An 18,008-nucleotide genomic window follows, 5' to 3' on the forward strand; every position below is an offset into this window, starting at 1 on the left:
TTTACGTCATTTAGGCCAAGTCAGCTTTTAATATTGCCCGCTGCACGTCCAACGTTTCTAACAAACTGACCGCACAGTCAGCACCCTTATTGCCACTCTTAAAGCCAGCGCGATCCATAGCTTGTTCAATGGTATCCGTGGTTAAAACGCCGAACATTATGGGCGTATCGGTTGCCAAACTGACGGTCGCAATCCCCGTCGTCACGCCACGACAAACATAGTCAAAGTGCGCGGTTGCACCCCGAATGACTGCCCCAAGTGCAATCACGCCATCATAGCGCTTGGTTGTAATCATTTTTTGAACCGTCAGTGGAATCTCAAAAGCTCCCGGTACCCAGGCCACGTCAATATCGGTTTCATTGACCCCATGCTGTACCAAACTTTCTTGTGCCCCAGTTAAAAGCTGCTGCGTTACAAACGCATTGAAACGCGCCACGACAATCCCAATCTTAAGCCCGTTGCCATTAATTTTGCCGTTAAAAGTTGTCATTCGTGTCCCTCCGTTAGTGTGAGTTGATGATGAAATCGATCACGTTTTGTTTTTAAGTAAGCTTGATCGTACTGATTGGCTGGTATTTCTAAGGGGACCCGTTCAACAACATCAATCCCCGCTGCACGTAACTGCTCAACCTTGTCAAGATTATTAGTCAGCAAACGAACCCGTGTAATCCCCATTTGGCGTAGAATTAATGCCGCAATATCATACCGGCGCTCATCCGGTTGAAAGCCCAACTGCACGTTCGCATCATACGTATCAACCCCGTGTTCTTGGAGTGCGTAAGCTGCTAGTTTGTTAGCCAAGCCAATGCCGCGACCCTCTTGCCGTAAATAGACGAAAACACCGCGCTGAGCTTGACTGATCTTTTGGAGTGCGGCGTGTAATTGATCACCACAGTCACACCGCCGCGATCCTAAAACATCGCCCGTAAAGCATTCAGAGTGTAACCGCACTAACACTGGTTCATCGCCACTGATATCACCAGCTTGCAGTGCCACTGGCAACGCCGTATGACCGGGGGCTTCGAAACCAGTCATCGTGAACTGACCATCCTTGGTCGGTAAGTTGACACTCGGGGTCGTTGTTAGCTGGGCGGCACCCGTTTGAATCACGTAGGTGGTAATATCTTCAATGGTGATTAGCGGTAATTGTAAGCCCTCTGCCAAAGCTTTGAGATCACGGCGCCGCGCCATTAAGCCATTTTTCTTGATAACTTCACAAATATAGGCCGCGGGGGTCACACCTGCTAATTGTGCTAACGTGACGGCCGCTTCAGTATGACCACGCCGCGCTAACAATCCACCAGTCCGCGCAATCAATGGAAAAACGTGCCCGGGATGATAGAAATCAGCGGCCTGACTATTGGGATTGGCTAACGCTTGAATCGTGGTCGCCCGATCAGCTGCCGAGATTCCCGTGGACGTCGTATGGTGATCCGTTGAGACTGTAAATGCCGTTCCAAACGCATCGTGTTCACTAGTCATCGGTGTCAAATGTAGTCGCGTGGCGATACTTGGCGCCATCGGAACACAGAGTAGTCCCCGCGCTGATGTAATCATCCGATTCACTGTCGCAGTGGTTGCTTTAGCGGCTAGGCCAACCATGTCTCCTTCCGCTTCACGCGTCTCATCATCCGCAACAATAATCAATTCGCCCCGTTTTAATGCGGCCAAGGCCGCTGCTACCTTTTTCATTGTATCCATCTTAATGACTCCCCTCTAATGCTAATTGCCGGGCCAAGTACTTGCCCAGAATATCCGTTTCTACATTCACCAGCGTTCCAACTTGTAACTTAGACAAGGTCGTCACCGCTTGTGAATGCGGAATTAAATCGACTTCAAACGTTGTCTCCGTGACCGCTACGACCGTCAAACTAACCCCATCAACTGCCACCGAACCTTTAGTGACTACTAGTGCGCGATATTCTGACGGTAAACTGATCAACAGACGCAGCGCGTGCGCATCAGATTGTCGCTGCATCACTTGACCACAGTAATCGATGTGCCCCTGAACAATGTGCCCATCTAAGTGCGCGTTCACTTGTAACGCACGTTCTAGGTTCACCAATGAACCGACCACAAGGATCTTTAAGTTCGTTCGACGCACCGTTTCAGGCATCACCACTACACTGAAAGCATCCGCTTGTCGGGTCGTTACCGTTAAACAAATGCCGTTCACCGCTATACTGTCACCAATCTTAAGACTCGGTGTCATCAGCGACGGTGCGGTAATCGTAAGGGTCATTTCCAACCCTTGTTGGTGCACTTGGCTGACGCGGCCCTTGGTTTGAATAATTCCAGAAAACATTTACTTAACTTCCTTTCGAACGGCCCGTAGCCGGATATTCGTCCCTAAACAAGTTACCGTTGGTTGTTCAAATGTCAACGGTGTCATCGCAGCGGCCCCGGTAACGGCTGGCAAACCCGTCCCACCAATCATCATTGGTGCGATGTAGCTGACCCATTCGTCAATCAATTCAGCCGCAACAAATTCAGCTTGCAGATGAGCCCCACCTTCAACTAAGAGTGACTGCCAGCCTTGTTCGACACATAGTTGACTGATTGCAGCGGGTGTCCAGTTGCCAATCAGGACGTGTACATTGGGACTGTTTCGAAGTTGGTCGTCACTAGCCGCAGCCTGACGACAAAGTAACCAGGTTGGTGCCTGACCGTCCTGAACAAGCCGGTGGTTTAACGCCACGGTACTCGTATTCAACACCACCAATCGAACCGGTGGCCGCACCATTGCCGTCAGTCGGACGGTTAATTGTGGATCATCAATCGTTAGCGTCCGTTCACCAATCAGAATTGCTTGAAACTGTGACCGTAAGCACTGACTATCGATATAACTAGCATGATTGGAAACCAGCGTCCGAGTCGGCGTTTCAGTATTAATTTTGCCATCAAGCGTTATCGCCGTTTTTAGGGTGATCCATGGTCGCTGCTGCACATAAAAATGATTGTAGTGGGGGTTCAACGCGCGAACTTTGTCCGTTAAACAGCCCGTCACCACATCAACTCCGTGGTTCAAAAGATACTGACGTCCCTTACCACCCACGATTGGATGGGGATCTAATTGACCAATCACGACTTGCCGAATTCCAGCCGCGACGATTCGCGCACTACACGGCGGCGTCTTCCCATAGTGTGAACAAGGTTCCAGTGTGACAAATAACGTGGCCCCACGCGCCTGTTCTGGTGTGACCTGCCGCAGCACATCCACCTCAGCATGGTCACCGCCAAAATAATGATGATAACCTTGAGCTAACACGTGGCCGTCTTTGACTAATACCGCACCGACCTGGGGATTTTGGTACGTCGCCACCCCCGCCAATTTGGCTTGATCGATAGCCATTTGCATAAAATCAGTTAACATTGGTTCACCTCCAACAAGATAAAAAAACACCCAATTATCAAATCATCGATAATCGGGTGTGAAGTGTTCGCCAAATAGATTTCACCAGTAGGATCCAGCTAAATAAACCTACTTAAAGGTCGCCAATAGCCACTACTGCCTAGTAAAATTTAAGCAATAATTTTCTTCTCCCATCCAGACTATACTGTCGGTCCCAGACTTGCACTGGGTCCACCGCTCACGCGGGTCACGGACTTCAACTTACGTTGTTACCGTCGGTCGGGAATTGCACCCTGCCCCGAAGAAATCGTATTCAGTTTTCACCTTTTATAAAAACACTTTCTTAATCAATTGTCAATCACCCCTTTTAGTTTAACCTCGTGAACTGCTGTGTTAAACTGCTAGCAAACTTTATAAAAATGATAATGACTAACACTAATTCTTAACTTTTTTCAGAAAATTGTTCGCTTTTCTTAACTAGTTTTCAAGTTTCAGTACGGTACAATGAAATCATTCATAATATCGGAGTTGAATAAAATGTGGCCTAATTATCAAACAAGGCGCTGGCAAGTGGCAGTGACAGCTGGATTACTGTCCCTTGCTATCATGGGGATTGTCTTCGCAATTTGGGGGATCACGCCCTTCGGTAACCATAACTTATTAATTAGTGATATGGGTGGCCAATACTTATCATTTTTCACCGCGTATCGGCATGCCATTTTAACGCATAGTTTTCAATTATATTCATTTTCACAGTCATTAGGCGGTAACGCACTACCCACGATTGCTTACTATCTATTAAGCCCATTTAACATTTTGATGTTGTTGTTTCCGGCGGCCAATTTGCCAACCGGACTTAGTCTACTCATCATGTTAAAAATCAGCTTGATTGCGGTCACTATGACGGCTTTTTTACAAACGCATTTTCAAACAAAGCGGTGGTCGACTGCCATTTTTGGTGTTGCTTTCAGCCTCTCTGGCTTCGTTGCCCTCAACTATTTTACGATCATGTGGTTGGATGCATTAATTTGGTTACCACTGGTCATTCAAGGACTCGACCACTTAATTGCAACTAGTCATCCCGGACGCTTTTTCGGCTGGTTATGGGTCAGTATCGTCACCAATTACTACTTAGGCTATATGACTTGCCTATTTGTGATTTACTATTTTATTTATCAACTATTTGAACGCAAACGCCCTCAGGACAGTCTTTGGCAAACTGTTCGTCATCAATTTTCGTTAATTCGGCACGTCGTGGTCACCATGCTACTCAGTGGGTTAAGCACGATGTTTGTCCTGATCCCCACTGGTTTAGGCATGCTGACCACGGCTAAATCTGCGGTCAAATTATCGAGCTACTTACCGGTCCCACAATTCGGTTTAGCTGTTTTGAGTCAATTTGGCTTAGGTGCCGCCAATTTTACGACTCGGCTCGTACACGCACCAACCGTCTTCAGCAGTAGTCTGGTCGTCTTGCTGGCCCTAAGTTTCTGGGTGCAGCCCAACTTGACTAAAGCTCACAAATGGCATAGCTTCGGACTATTACTTGCACTCTTCTTGAGTATGGACATTCGTACCTTAGATACGATTTGGCACATGTTTCAAACGCCCGCTGGCTTTCCATACCGCAATGCTTTTTTCTTTAGCTTTGTCTTGATCATGATCGCTTTTGAAGCCTGGTTAGCAGGCCCCCGGCGGATCGCCTTGCGCTGGCAATGGTTGTTACCGACACTCATGGTCAGTGCGCTGATATTAGGCTGGTTTGCCCAACGAACTGCTAAGCACCCCTTAACAACTTCAACGCTGGCGCTCAGCTTAGTCGCTGTCATCTTAACCGCAATTGCCTTATTCGCAACGGCGAAGCGGTGGCAAACGCTCAGCTTGGCAGGTATCGTCGCCTTAGAATTAGGGACTAACAGTACCCTCATGATGGCGAAGTCACCACTAGGGAATCAGGCTAAATTTGTAACTGCCTATCGAACCGAATACCGCCAAATGCAAGCCGTCAACGATCCTGATGGTCAATTATATCGCGTTGAAAATCAAAATACGCTAATCAATCAGGCCTACAATTATGATAGCAAGTATCGTAATTACAACGACCCGATGTTATTTAACTTTCACGATATTACCTACTACAGTTCAACTTTTGCGAACCAAACACGTCTCATGTTGAAGTCACTTGGGCTATTTTCTAAAAACGCCCGGCGTGTCAGTTCAGAAGGCCTAAATCCGGTCACTGATTTACTCTTAGATGTAAAATACGCTGTGCAATTAAACGCCGTGGGTCAAGCGACAACGCGGCTCCGTAGTCAAAACGGGTTAGGGTTTGCCGTGCCAACAGCATTTAGACAGTTAAAGCTTCGTCAGAATAGTGCCATTATCAATCAAGAACGCCTCTTACAAAGTTTGCGGCCATCGAAACGCGCCTATTTTGGCAACGCCACGATGCTCTCAGATCACGTCATCCAAGATTCACAGGCCAAACGCTATCCGTATTTGCATACGGTTAAATTAAGGATGACACGCACCGGGACGCTGTATTATAACGACACGACTCGTCAAACAAAATACACCACGATGCGGGTCAACGGTCACTTAGTCCCGACTAAGTTCAATGCCAACGGTGAGTTAGTGCTCCGATCGCTAGGTTATTTTGACAAAGGCGCTGTCGTCACGTTAACGGTCAAACGTACCCAACCAACGCTTGGCACCCATGTCCACATCGCCAGCCTGGATCAAGCCCGGTTCAACCAAGTCAAACAGCAACTGCTATCCACGCGCTTTACACCGACTTACCACGTCTCGGGCATTCATACCGTGGTCAGTGGTCAAGTCACCAATCGCTCCAAGCAAAAGTGGCTCTACGTTGCTATTCCAGCCGACAAGGGGTGGCGCGCCACGGTCAACGGCGTCAAAGTTACTCCTAAAACGGTCATTGGTGGGATGTTAGCCCTACCGATTCAGCCCGGTAAGAATCAGATTCAGCTAACTTACCACGTCCCGGGATTGCTGGGCGGACTACTGATTTCAATCATAAGTGGACTTAGCTTCATTCTTTGGCGTCAACGATATCGCCACCATTAGAATCGTGTCAATCAAAACAATCGGACTGCCAAGCTATTCTGCTAGGCAGTCCGATTGTTGTTTTAATGGTCGCCGTAACTGCTAAACCAGTCGCGTTAATATCGGTTTTAGATAGGACACAATTCTTATATTAGTCAAAATTAATTCAGGTTTCATCCAAAGAAAGGCCATATGTTCAGTAAGTTCTAAGTTGATTGCCGGTCTAGTAACGAATGCCTGTGTACTATACACTAAACGCGTGTACACCTGATTTTTAGCCTTGTCAAAGGTGGCATCTTCCCAAATAACGCGCTCAGTTTGAACTTTCAAGCCAGTCTCTTCCCAACACTCGCGTTTGGCCGCTACTTGCGGTAATTCATTAGCTAATGCACACCCACCGGGAAAATCCCAATAGCTGGCATCAACATTCGGCCGCCCACGCTCAAACTGATTGCGTTTTAAAATTAAAACGTCGTGCCCGGCAGTCACTAAAGTATGCGCAATAATTTGAACCATTTGAATTCACCTCACCTTGATAAGTCACCCAAATTAACGGCTATTATATTTCGTTTAACCACAAATAAAAGTCCCAACACTGGCAACACCAGTTATTAAGACTTTCGCTTCAAGTTTTATTATCCAGTTTCTGGCCGTAACCGACCTAACGACAAAATGGTTGCCAGCGCCACACAGCCGACAACTGCTAGACTGGCGGCACCCGTCGTTAACGCGTGCGGCTTAATAAACTGCTGTTTTATCACGACTTGTAAGTACGCGTGCCGCTTAGCCGTCACCCGGCCTGTTAACGGACTGTAGTTGGCCGCCATCACGCCATACCGGACGGGCGTCTGACCAGTGTTTTTAATCGCTAATCGCAGATTGCCCGCCGCTGTCAACGGATAATTCAAAGTGGTCAGCTCATTGGCCGAGCCCCGCCACCGTTTGACGACATGCGTCTCCTTAGTCAAGGTAATTGTTACGCGCCCATGCGTCGCAACTGGCTTCAACCGTAAAACATTACTCTTACCACTAACGGCTAACGGCGTAGTAACAGCTTGACCCGGTCTAATTTTTTGAACCGTGGACACAACATAACGCCCATTGCCCTGATTGCCACGTACCACATCAGTAATCCGCGTCGCCCGACTCGTCTGCCACAAACTGACCACACTGATTGCCGCCAATACGACGACCAACCACGTCAATTGGCGCCGCATTACTCGGTTAAGGTGCCACACCGGCAACTCACGACCACCCACAATACTGAGAAGCATCAATCCCGGTAGTAGTGGCAACGCATAGCGCCCTTCTACTTCCCAAAGTCCGACATGAAAAGCCGTTAAACCGAGAATTGCCAGGGCAACGAACGTCACGGCCCACTCGCGCCGCCTCATCAAAGTCACGATTGCTTGCACCAGCATCGTCAGGTAAATCGTTTGCGTCATTAGAACCAGCCAAAATTGAAGCTGGCGTTGATGATTCAAATACCAGCGGGGTGCACGAATCCACTGAGTGGTCAACTTAAAGCTATCAAAATCGCCAGTCGCCCAGAAGACCCGCATCTTTTTGAGTAAATGTACGAGGGTCCCCGTAACGCCCATCTGATGTAACCGCTGCTGAATCATTTGCTGGGTCTGTTGGCGCTTGGCCGCCGCAGTTGGCATCTGATTAACGCGCGCAAAATCGGCATGTCGGTACTCACCCGAGCTTTGGGGGTTCAGGCTCATCGCAATCCAGCTGGTTGCCGGTAAGACGGCATCAACTTGGCGCGTATAACCCGCTTGCTGTTGGGCAGTCCGCATCACCGCAAACATCACCCCGAGTGTCATCACTAAACTGACGAGCCAGCCTAACATTTGCCGACCACTGAATTGCCGTTGCCACCACAAGATGACTCCCATCAATACGAGAGTGAGCCAGAGCACAATGAGATTAGTCTTCATCACCACGCCCACGGCCACCAATAACCCATCACCAATCAAAACGCCCCAACGACGCCAGCCGGTTAAGCTTAGTCCGAGTGTGAGCAAGGCCAAGCTGTCTGGAAGTAGCGGCAAAACGAGGGCGTCCGTGTATGCAAATAGTCCAAATGCGGCCACGGGAACGCTGACGAGCCACAACAAACTAAATGAGACCGCCCCCGGTCGCCAGTAACGCCAACGGTTTATTAAATATAACCCACTGATTAGTCCGGTATCGATCCAGATAAATCGGATGACATTTAATAATACCCAGGGTGTCTGCGTCAGTTTCAATAATGGCTTGAGCAGATTCGCAACTAATAACGTAAAATTCACATTATTGGGATAAATCATAAAATAATGTTGCCAATGATGGCTACCCCGCGCTAATAACAGTGCCTGCTGCCGAACGAAAAACGGGTCGGCCCGCGCCACGTCCACAAAACTAGTGGCAATCAGCATTTGCACGATGGCGATTAAGCCGACCAGCCCAATCAACAGCCAACGATACTGACGAGATGATAACTGTTTGAGCACCTGCCGGCCAGCCATCGTCATGACCAATAATCCCAGAACCATGGCTAATTGAACGACCGGTGACGCCCAGTCCGGGTTGCCGAAGAAGTGAATCGGTTGCAACCACGCCATGCCGACTGCGACGACCAATACCGCGGCCGCCAGCCAATTGACGCTCTTAACCACGGCCTTCATCCGTGCACCCGTTGCGAATTTACAATAGCTGGCTGTTGAGTTGCCGTATAATCATCCGTTTCAATAATATAGCGGGGCCGGTGCTTGACTTCCGCAAAAATTTTCCCTACATACTCGCCAACAATACTAATACCAATCAATTGCATCCCACCTAAAAACCATAGACTTGTCATGAGTGAGGACCAGCCACTCGTTGCGGTCCCTAGTAATCCTTGTATTAACGCATATAGCATCATCATCAAACTACCGCCACTAATCACCATACCGAACAATAAAATTACTTTAATCGGTGCGATTGAAAATGACGTGATCCCATCAAAAGCAAAAGCCACCATCTTACGTAATGGATACTTTGAAACACCCGCAAAACGTGGTTGGCGATGATAATAAAGTTTAGTTGTTGGAAAACCTAGTCGTGGTACGATTCCACGCAAGAATAAATTGGTTTCCTCATAGGTTAACAGTGCCTGAACTGCCCGTTGACTTAACAATCGAAAATCGGCGTGATTAGGTACTAATTGCACACCAATACGCTTCATTAGCCGATAAAAGCCGTCCGCGGTCCATCGTTTGAAAAGTGAATCACTACTTCGATCATTGCGGACACCTAATACAATATCACTACCAGCACGATAGCGTGCCACCATTTCTGGGATCACCTGTGGGTCATCTTGCAAATCAGCATCAATCGTAATGACTATTTCAGCAGTCGGACTGGCGACCTGCATCCCAGCCATCAACGCGTTTTGATGACCAAAATTACGACTAAACTTAAGACCCGTCACGGTTGAATACTGTTTTTCCAACGATTTAATCAGTTTCCAAGTCTTATCTTGACTACCATCGTCAACAAATAATAACTTGCTCGCCGCATTGACCTGTTTGTGTTGGATCAGATCCGTCAAAATACCATCCAAGATGTGTGTAGACTTAGGTAACACCGCTTCTTCATTGTAGCAAGGCACAATAATGGTTAACCGTGGATTTTGCATGCTAATTCCCCCAATATGACTAAAATAATACATTTAATACTTATCGTTCAGTATAGTCATCGTTTAGTCTCATCGACAGTTGTTTCAATGAAACAACATCTGAAAAAGTCTCAGGTTATTTTCATCATTTCTGCTATTTGATTATCTTATAATCTCCCCATATACTTGCATCAGTAATAACTAGAGAAATCTGCTAAAAGAACCTACCAAACCATGTCAAAAAGAAGAAATACTAAACATATTTAATCCGTCAATTACTAATCACCACGCAATTAGCTCAAACAACAATTAGCGATTGAGCGACCTAATAGTTAAACCGATAGTACCAATATCTTCTTCGCAATTCAAACAAATCAACAATTTTGACGGGGATCATTAACTAATTTTCCGAACTCACAACTATCTTTAACACCCACCAAAATCGTTAGTAGTAGCACTGACTGGAACAAAAATTGCCAACAATTTCATCTGACATCATAGTTGCAATAATAAATTAATTGGTAACTACACCACTCTCGATTATAAATTCGTACTCCTTCTCCTCACTAGAATTTTTTCAGTCGTTTGTCCACTAGCAAATCACAACTGCCACCATTTCTGAGAATTATTCAGGAAGTTTTCAATCAGTCTAAGGGGTGGTCTTCCCAGCAATTCGATATGATAGTAACGAAAGTGAGGTAATTAATATGACGTCAATCTTGACAATCCTGTTCCATCTGAATACCGAATTGCCACAGCTTATTAATAGTATGGGGCCTTGGATCTATGGTGGCCTATTCCTCATTATTTTTATTGAGACCGGCCTCGTTGTTTTTCCATTTTTACCTGGTGATTCCATCCTCTTTCTCTGTGGATCTTTGACAGCCTTACCAGCCCACCCACTCAATTTATGGGTTTTATCTAGTACCCTAATTGTCGCAGCTGTGCTCGGTGATAGTTGTAACTTTGAAATTGGCAAGCGTTTTGGTACGCATGTCTTGCACAGCCCGCGTCTCAGTCGTTGGATTAAGCCTAAGTACCTTCAGGAATCACAAACCTTTTTTGCCGATCATGGTAGTCTTGCAATTTTTCTTGGGCGCTTTGTACCAATCATTCGGACACTGATTCCATTTACTGCCGGAATAAGTACCATGCATTACCCTACCTTTGTCCGATACAATCTACTAGGTGGTATTGCCTGGATTTCAATTGCAATCGGTGCTGGTTTCCTTTTTGGCAACATCAGCATTGTACAACAAAATTTTGAACTAATAATGCTATTAATCGTCATAATATCTTTAATTCCAGCTGGAATTAGTTTACTAACAAGTCGTTCAGCCTAATAATTAAAATTGCTTATTCTGAAACGTTAGGCTGCTTAAAATAACTTAGTTTCAACCTTTCTAATTCATTAATCATTGTTGGGCACTTCAGTTAGGAGTGCTTTTTTATATACACTGTAAGTTCTACGTCAAGACAAATCCATTAGTTCGATCCATATCACTAGCTGTTTCATATTTCTTATTGCTAAATCGTTCAATTGTGGCTAACACATGGATAAAATGATCCTAATCAGGCCGTACAATAGCAAAATGGAAAAATTCACTTAATTTTAAAGCACTAAATTCCTGAACGCTCACCTTTTTAAATCCATTGACTACTCATTGAATACACTAGACAAGTCGTCAAAATTCAATTGCCTAGTCTCGCAGCAAAGTATCCACTGACACACCTCAAATCAATTTCTAATTTTCAGCTTCTATGTCAAATAACTTTATTATCAGATCCATCCATAGGCCTCTAGATTACACTTACCTTTACCATCTCCATACTGCTTAAAACATACTAAAATTCTGAATATCGATAATTAGATTGAAAGTATCCATCAATATATTGACAAATAAAAACAACTAAATGCCATTTCCAAATTTTATCATTTGTGAACGCATTCAATTGTTTTAAATTAAATTGCTATATCCAATTTCAAGAAACGTACGTCTCGCCTATACAATAGGTCACCAGGTTACCGCTCATCCTTACTAATGTAAATTGGCCGCCGTTTTGACTCCAAATAACTTTTACTAATATATTTACCAACTATCCCTAAACAGAAAAGTTGCAAACCTCCCAACATCAAAGTAATTGCGACTAATGATGGCCAGCCCCCAGTTGGATCGCCAAATAACCAGGCACGCCCCACAATAAAAATCAAGGCGCCAATAGCTATTATAAATGAAATAATGCCTAAAAACGATGCCATTGCTAGCGGTTTATCTGAAAAATCAATTACGCCATCAATCGAATAATTGACCAAATTCCAAAATGACCAGTGGGTGGTGCTGGCCACGCGTTCCTGGTTTTCATAACTTAAATACTTCGTCCGAAATCCAATCCAACTGAACAAGCCTTTTGAAAAACGATTATACTCAGGCATATCTAACACTGCATCCACGACCTGTCGTGTCATCATGCGGTAATCTCGAGCACCCTGTTCAATCTTAGTCATCGAAATTTGATTGATAAACCAGTAAAACAACCGTGAACACAAAGAACAGATCACGGGTTCATCCTGACGATCAAGCCGCTTAACGCCAATAACATCATATTGTTCCGTTAGCACACCACTCATCATCTGCGGCAACAATGCTGGTGGCTCTTGTAAATCGACATCCATCACAACCACTAAATCACCTGTAGCATGTTGTAAACCAGCATATAGTGCGGCTTCTTTACCAAAATTGCGCGAAAACGAGACGTAATGGACATGGTCTGAATCTTGGCAAACAAGCTGTTGCAACGTCACTAATGTTTCATCCGTCGCACCATCATCAATAAACCAATATTCTAGCTGGTACTGTGGCCAAAGTGGCTGAATTTGAGTTTGATAAACTTGCTGAACAGCTTTGTAAAACAAAGGGATAGCTGTTTGTTCGTTATAACAGGGAACAATAATTGAAATCTTTTTCATTTACTGAATGCTCCTTTACATGCTTCAAAAATGTCGGTGGAATAAATGCATCAGATAATCTTGAACATGACAACGCCATCGTCCATACCACGCTTTTGCTTGATACCAACAACCGCATGCTAATAACCAGCTACCAATTGTATCCGAAGCATAATGATCTCGTAAATAGACACGGGAAATCATCACAATTAGTATCCACACCACCCCTAATCCAATCAGACTTACCCGTTTACAACTGGAGGTGATAAATGGCAACCCAATCGCTAATAAAATCGTCACTAACAAGATGGTGCCAAACACATGGCCACTAGGAAAACTATAACCACTATCCGTCACTAGTGGTTGTACTGGTCGTGCGCGATGAACAAGATATTTGAATCCTAATGCTAGCGTATCTCCACCAAGTAATGTAGTGAGAGCTAATAATCCCAAGGTGCGCTGATGATTCAGATACAACCAACCACTGAAAATAACAATAATTAATACTGAGACTGCTGGACTAGCTAATAATGCAACTATCTTAAACATAGCCGTCAAACTTGGATTGTCTATACGCACCAAGCTATTAAAAACAATGTTATCGATATTTTGAATAACATCCGCATTCAGACCTACCAAAATTGCTAAGAAACCGAAAGCCCCCCAAAAGGACCAGGCAATTTTGGTTTCATTTCCATTCCGTGCTAACACAATCTTCACTCCTCTTAGATTAAAGATAAACAATATACTAATGTCTATTTTGATTTAAAGCTTATTTTTCTTACTAAAATCGGTCAGTCACCATACCGGCTTAACGCTTTGACAGCTAAATAATTATCTGCCACTAAACTAAATTTTCAGCATGATTTAGTTGACACTCGATTATGATGATCGTGTGATAATCGAGAAACTCACCATCAATTAATTAACGCGACCTTATGGCACCATTGACAAACAATCCTCACCTGCAATGAAGAGCTCCTGAATTTTTCTCAGCAAAAAACAATTCCAGAAATCGAGTATTGTTGACTACGGGCCTTAATATGGCCGTTTGTAACGCATTATTAACGCTAAGTAGCCGCATCCCAAAACAACTAGAATAACCCATCCGACTATCGGTCCTAGCTTGATAATGTGAGTTGTTGCAACAATCGCCAACTGACTAATAAAAGTTAGCATGTTAATCACCCCAATCTTGACTGCTTAAATTGTACACAGTCGACGATGCTCGAAAAAGCACTAGCAAATCAGAACTTTATTAGTTTTTCTCAGTAATGATCTAACAACTATTATGAGAAAATTTCAGAAGGTTTTCAGGTTCACTAGGGTCCATTTTTTCACAAAATTGCTTATACTAAAGATTGGACATTAATACAACAATGGATTTATTAAAAATACATCATTTCAAGGAGCCCTTTATATGCCAAAAATTTTATTAGTTGATGATGAAGCTAGTGTGATTGATTTTTTACAACAGGAGCTGGCCTTCGAAGACTACGCAGTTCTAACTGCTACGGACGGACAAGCGGCCTTTACGACCTACCAGCAAAACCAAGACGATCTCGATTTAATTATTCTAGACTGGATGCTACCAAAAATGGATGGTTTAGAAGTGCTTCGGCGCATACGTAAACACGATACAATTCCAGTCATTATGATGACTGCCCGTGATTACGTCAGCGATAAAGTTGCCGGTTTGGACGGTGGTGCCGATGATTACATTACAAAGCCTTTTGATACTGAAGAATTGCTTGCCCGAGTACGCGTTATTTTACGGCACGCTGACCAACAACAAAACTTACAAGCAGTGTACAAATTTGCCGATTTAGAGTTAAATACTAAATCTCGCCAAGTTAAACGTAACCATCATCTCGTTCAACTCACTCAGCGTGAATATGAGCTCTTATTAACGCTAATGAAAAATGCACCCATCACTTTTACCCGTGATGAATTGTTAGACCAAGTTTGGGGCGTTGATTTTGAGGGTCAACCAAATATCGTTGATGTCTACATTCGCTATCTACGTCATAAAATCGATACGGATACCCAGCGAAAATTGATTCATACCGTCCGCGGAGTTGGCTACTGCCTGCGAGATGATACTCATGCGTAATTTTAGTGGTCAATCCAATGCTGCCCAAATCACCCGGACATTTACCGTAATAATTTTACTGATAATTCTTCTGACAGGTGTTTCAATTGCCGGTGTCGTTGGTTATCGTTTAACTAAAAATCGAATGGACGATGCCCAAATTCTCATAACCAGTCTGAAACGTTCGTTTATTGATGATGCGCCCGACTGGCAGCAATGGAAAATGAATAGTCCAATTAATACTAAAGATACTTACGTTAAAGTTAGTACTAAGATTTCCAACCAAAAACATCAAATCTTCTATTCACCGAACGCGCGCAAATTCTTGCACGCCAAGGAATGGCAGGTCCCTGGATTCAACAATATTCGTTACCGTAATGGTTTTGGTTTCTTTTACCGCTCTGGAGCTGAAAGTCGTCATATTTACTATGAGACTTGGACTAGCCTTCATGATGTCATTCATATTTTTCGTTTGATATTAGAAGATTTATTACTAGTTATTATTATTGGTGGCATTCTGGGTTACCTGATTACCGCCTGGTTAGCTCGCCGACTAAACCGACCATTGGCAGCATTGACGAACGCAGCAGCCCAAATCAATCATGCAGAAAACATCTCCTATCATGAGGCGTTACCCGTTCCCATCGAGCCAACAGAAGTTCATGATCTCGGCGTAGAAATCAATCAACTGCTACAATCACTCAACAAACAAGTCTTGCGCGATCATCAATTTGTGGCAGACGCATCACACGAGTTACGAACCCCCCTTACAGCCATCCGGGGACATATTAGTTTGATTAACCGGCGTGGAAAAGAACACCCAGAAGTCATTTCTCGATCATTAAAATTCATTGATCACGAATCAATACGAATGCAGACGCTCGTTGAGAATCTATTACAACTAACTCGCATGGATCATACTGAAGCGACCTTAAGTTACCAAAGTGTTGACAAAGTTATCCGTGAAACGGTTACCAATTATGAAACAAGTTTGCCACAAACTATCACCATGGCGTTGACCCCAACGAACGCCTACTTCAATAGTGCCAATTTACAACAAATTTTACTAGCCTTGCTCAGCAATGCTAGTAAATACTCACCGGAAAGTGGCACAGTTCAAGTCACTGTTGCTATTCAGAACGACCAACCAACTATTACGATTGCTGATCAAGGAATTGGTATCAGTGATGTGGACAAAAGCCATGTTTTTGAGCGTTTTTATCGCGTTGATCAGGCGCGTTCACAAGCAATTCCTGGAACCGGCTTGGGTTTAGCAATCGTTGCCCGGCTTGCTGAACTTAATCAAGCCCAAATCAGCGTTAGTGACAACCTGCCTCATGGCACAATTTTTACAATTCATTTAGCACGACAACTTAAGTAACCAGCATCTTCAAAACCCGTTTATTTAAAATTAAGTGACAGACTTATTATTAACCGCAACAATTCATTTAAGCTAACAAAAATGGACCTTCATAATTTCTGAAGGCCCATTTTATAACTCTAAATCCATTGTATCCTAATTTCAGTCAAATAATAACTTATTTAGCTGGTAACCATACAAGCATCAACAACAATACGGCATGTCCAAGTATTGCAATGAGCAAGCTCTGGTGATTCTCGCTCGTTTGTGGTAGCGTTGCTGCCTTCGAAACTTGACCGGATTGATCTGTGGCCACAAGCTAGTAGTTAAAAACAAATTGACGTTGACCCCCAAAATCTCTAAAATTAAGCCATTAGTCTTTTTACTAAATTAACTTTAAGGAGTATCTTCATGGCACAAATTTATATTGCTAGTCCGTTTTTCAGTCCCGAACAAGTGACGCGGGTCACACAACTTGAGGAAGCTTTAGCGCAAAATCCAACCGTCATGGATTTTTATTCACCACGTCTACACCAGGACGCTCAAGCCGAACAGTTCACCAAAACTTGGGCGACCGAAATTTTCCACCGCGATATGGCCCAAATCGCAGCCGCGCAAGTCATCGTGACTGTCTTAGACTTTGAAGCCAAAAACTTAGATTCTGGTACCGCCTACGAGCTAGGTGTGGCTACCATGCGCGACTTGCCCATCATCGCCTTGCAGGAAAAAGATGAGGCCGTCAACCTGATGATTACCGAAAGCTTACACTGGTATACCAAACAAGTGAGTGATTTTGAAACTTACGACTTCCAACAATTACCTAAAGGCGACTTTATCGGTGAAATTTTATAATAAAAAACGAAGCCAGACTTTCGACTATTATCGAAAGTCTGGCTTCATATTTTGTAGTTCTTAACTTTGCTTACCAGTGGGCCCCAATCGTCTGTTGCCAAGCAAAGTACGGGGTGCCCTTTGTCAATGCTTCAAATTGATCATCCGTCAAATTGGGCCAGTTGATATCACTGGTTGCCAATTGTAACGAATCGGTTAAGTGAAGATGAAAGTCGGTGATCCAAGCCAACAGCGGTTTCAACACTGACAAATCGGTATTTAACATCTGATAAGTAGCGGTATCGCTGGTCAACGTCACCGCCAATGTATAACGGGCCTTCATTCGTACGCCATTACCAAGTTGCCGCACGATTGAGCGATACAATCCCAGCTCGATGTCCGTGATGACTGTGGGTATTGGCGCCAAGGTTTGAAAGACTGTGCCGCGCTCATCGGCCAAACTCAGCCGACTAGGCGTGATCGTCAAACGCCCATGAGCAGCCGCGCCCTCATTCAACGCTTTCAAGATAAACGGCGTCTTTTTGCGCGCGGTCGAATACTTGTGATCATTTAAAACAATCGTCATATAAGCTGGTTGGTGCGTAATATTGTCCGCAATGTTCGTCACCGCGACTGGCATTGGTTTTTGCATGTGATAATCTCCCTTGTCGATCTGCTTCTCTCTACGGTCGATTATACACTAACACGACTCAACCA

General features: G+C 44.4%; 15 protein-coding genes and 1 riboswitch. Of the genes, 5 read left to right on the top strand and 10 right to left on the bottom strand.

All coding sequences use genetic code 11. The features are described from left to right. Positions 1–10: 10 nt before the first annotated feature. Genes ribH through ribD form a run of 4 tightly spaced genes read right to left on the bottom strand, consistent with a single transcriptional unit; the run spans position 11 to position 3,373 of the window. The gene (gene ribH / locus ACWQAU_RS05520; protein WP_003640238.1) at positions 11–490 is read right to left on the bottom strand and encodes a 6,7-dimethyl-8-ribityllumazine synthase; all 480 of its coding nucleotides are present in this window, start codon (positions 488–490) and stop codon (positions 11–13) included. Continuing rightward, complete coding sequence (locus ACWQAU_RS05525; protein ID WP_003645212.1) at positions 487–1,701, bottom strand: bifunctional 3,4-dihydroxy-2-butanone-4-phosphate synthase/GTP cyclohydrolase II; 1,215 nt, start codon at positions 1,699–1,701, stop codon at positions 487–489. The genes ribH and ACWQAU_RS05525 overlap by 4 nt, the downstream gene beginning before the upstream one ends. A gap of 1 nt (position 1,702) precedes the next feature. After that, a complete protein-coding gene (locus ACWQAU_RS05530) occupies positions 1,703–2,305 on the bottom strand; it encodes a riboflavin synthase (protein ID WP_003640236.1) in 603 nt (200 codons plus the stop codon). Beyond that, positions 2,306–3,373, bottom strand: coding sequence for a bifunctional diaminohydroxyphosphoribosylaminopyrimidine deaminase/5-amino-6-(5-phosphoribosylamino)uracil reductase RibD (ribD, locus tag ACWQAU_RS05535; protein WP_013355480.1), 1,068 nt, complete (start codon positions 3,371–3,373; stop codon positions 2,306–2,308). Between the two features lie 158 nt (positions 3,374–3,531). Beyond that, positions 3,532–3,662, bottom strand: a riboswitch (FMN riboswitch). A 227-nt stretch (positions 3,663–3,889) separates the two neighbouring features. Here ribD and ACWQAU_RS05540 point away from each other — a divergent pair. Then, positions 3,890–6,439: a YfhO family protein gene (locus tag ACWQAU_RS05540; protein WP_027822069.1), complete on the top strand. Its 2,550-nt coding sequence runs from the start codon at positions 3,890–3,892 to the stop codon at positions 6,437–6,439. 81 nt (positions 6,440–6,520) lie between these two features. On the opposite strand, the gene ACWQAU_RS05545 is transcribed toward ACWQAU_RS05540, so the two are convergent. From ACWQAU_RS05545 to ACWQAU_RS05555, 3 genes are all read right to left on the bottom strand, one after another. Continuing rightward, positions 6,521–6,934 carry an NUDIX hydrolase gene (locus tag ACWQAU_RS05545; RefSeq protein WP_013355478.1) on the bottom strand — a complete coding sequence of 138 codons (414 nt, stop codon included), beginning with the start codon at positions 6,932–6,934 and terminating at the stop codon, positions 6,521–6,523. A 119-nt stretch (positions 6,935–7,053) separates the two neighbouring features. Further along, positions 7,054–9,090: a membrane protein gene (locus ACWQAU_RS05550; protein WP_013355477.1), complete on the bottom strand. Its 2,037-nt coding sequence runs from the start codon at positions 9,088–9,090 to the stop codon at positions 7,054–7,056. Next, on the bottom strand, positions 9,087–10,082 hold the full coding sequence (locus ACWQAU_RS05555) for a glycosyltransferase family 2 protein (protein WP_013355476.1): 996 nt from the start codon (positions 10,080–10,082) through the stop codon (positions 9,087–9,089). Before ACWQAU_RS05555 ends, ACWQAU_RS05550 begins: the two co-directional genes overlap by 4 nt. Positions 10,083–10,768: 686 nt before the next feature. Here ACWQAU_RS05555 and ACWQAU_RS05560 point away from each other — a divergent pair. Beyond that, positions 10,769–11,404, top strand: coding sequence for a VTT domain-containing protein (locus ACWQAU_RS05560; protein ID WP_013355475.1), 636 nt, complete (start codon positions 10,769–10,771; stop codon positions 11,402–11,404). Between the two features lie 680 nt (positions 11,405–12,084). On the opposite strand, the gene ACWQAU_RS05565 is transcribed toward ACWQAU_RS05560, so the two are convergent. Next, positions 12,085–13,029, bottom strand: coding sequence for a glycosyltransferase family 2 protein (locus ACWQAU_RS05565; protein ID WP_013355474.1), 945 nt, complete (start codon positions 13,027–13,029; stop codon positions 12,085–12,087). Positions 13,030–13,053: 24 nt separating this feature from the next. Further along, entirely contained in the window at positions 13,054–13,719 is a 666-nt protein-coding gene (locus tag ACWQAU_RS05570) for a phosphatase PAP2 family protein (protein ID WP_079111784.1), read from the bottom strand. Between the two features lie 709 nt (positions 13,720–14,428). Between ACWQAU_RS05570 and ACWQAU_RS05575 the strand changes: the two genes are divergently transcribed. The 3 genes from ACWQAU_RS05575 to ACWQAU_RS05585 all read left to right on the top strand — a co-directional run bounded on the left by ACWQAU_RS05575 (position 14,429) and on the right by ACWQAU_RS05585 (position 17,312). Continuing rightward, positions 14,429–15,121, top strand: a complete 693-nt coding sequence (locus ACWQAU_RS05575) for a response regulator transcription factor (protein WP_021356352.1) — start codon at positions 14,429–14,431, stop codon at positions 15,119–15,121. Further along, positions 15,114–16,481, top strand: coding sequence for a sensor histidine kinase (locus tag ACWQAU_RS05580; RefSeq protein WP_022638019.1), 1,368 nt, complete (start codon positions 15,114–15,116; stop codon positions 16,479–16,481). The genes ACWQAU_RS05575 and ACWQAU_RS05580 overlap by 8 nt, the downstream gene beginning before the upstream one ends. A 390-nt stretch (positions 16,482–16,871) precedes the next feature. Next, the gene (locus tag ACWQAU_RS05585; RefSeq protein ID WP_013355470.1) at positions 16,872–17,312 is read left to right on the top strand and encodes a nucleoside 2-deoxyribosyltransferase; all 441 of its coding nucleotides are present in this window, start codon (positions 16,872–16,874) and stop codon (positions 17,310–17,312) included. A 70-nt stretch (positions 17,313–17,382) separates the two neighbouring features. Here ACWQAU_RS05585 and ACWQAU_RS05590 read toward each other — a convergent pair whose 3' ends face one another. Beyond that, positions 17,383–17,943, bottom strand: coding sequence for a hypothetical protein (locus tag ACWQAU_RS05590; protein ID WP_013355469.1), 561 nt, complete (start codon positions 17,941–17,943; stop codon positions 17,383–17,385). Between the last annotated feature and the right edge of the window lie 65 nt (positions 17,944–18,008).

The organism is Lactiplantibacillus sp. 3062, assembly GCF_055413545.1.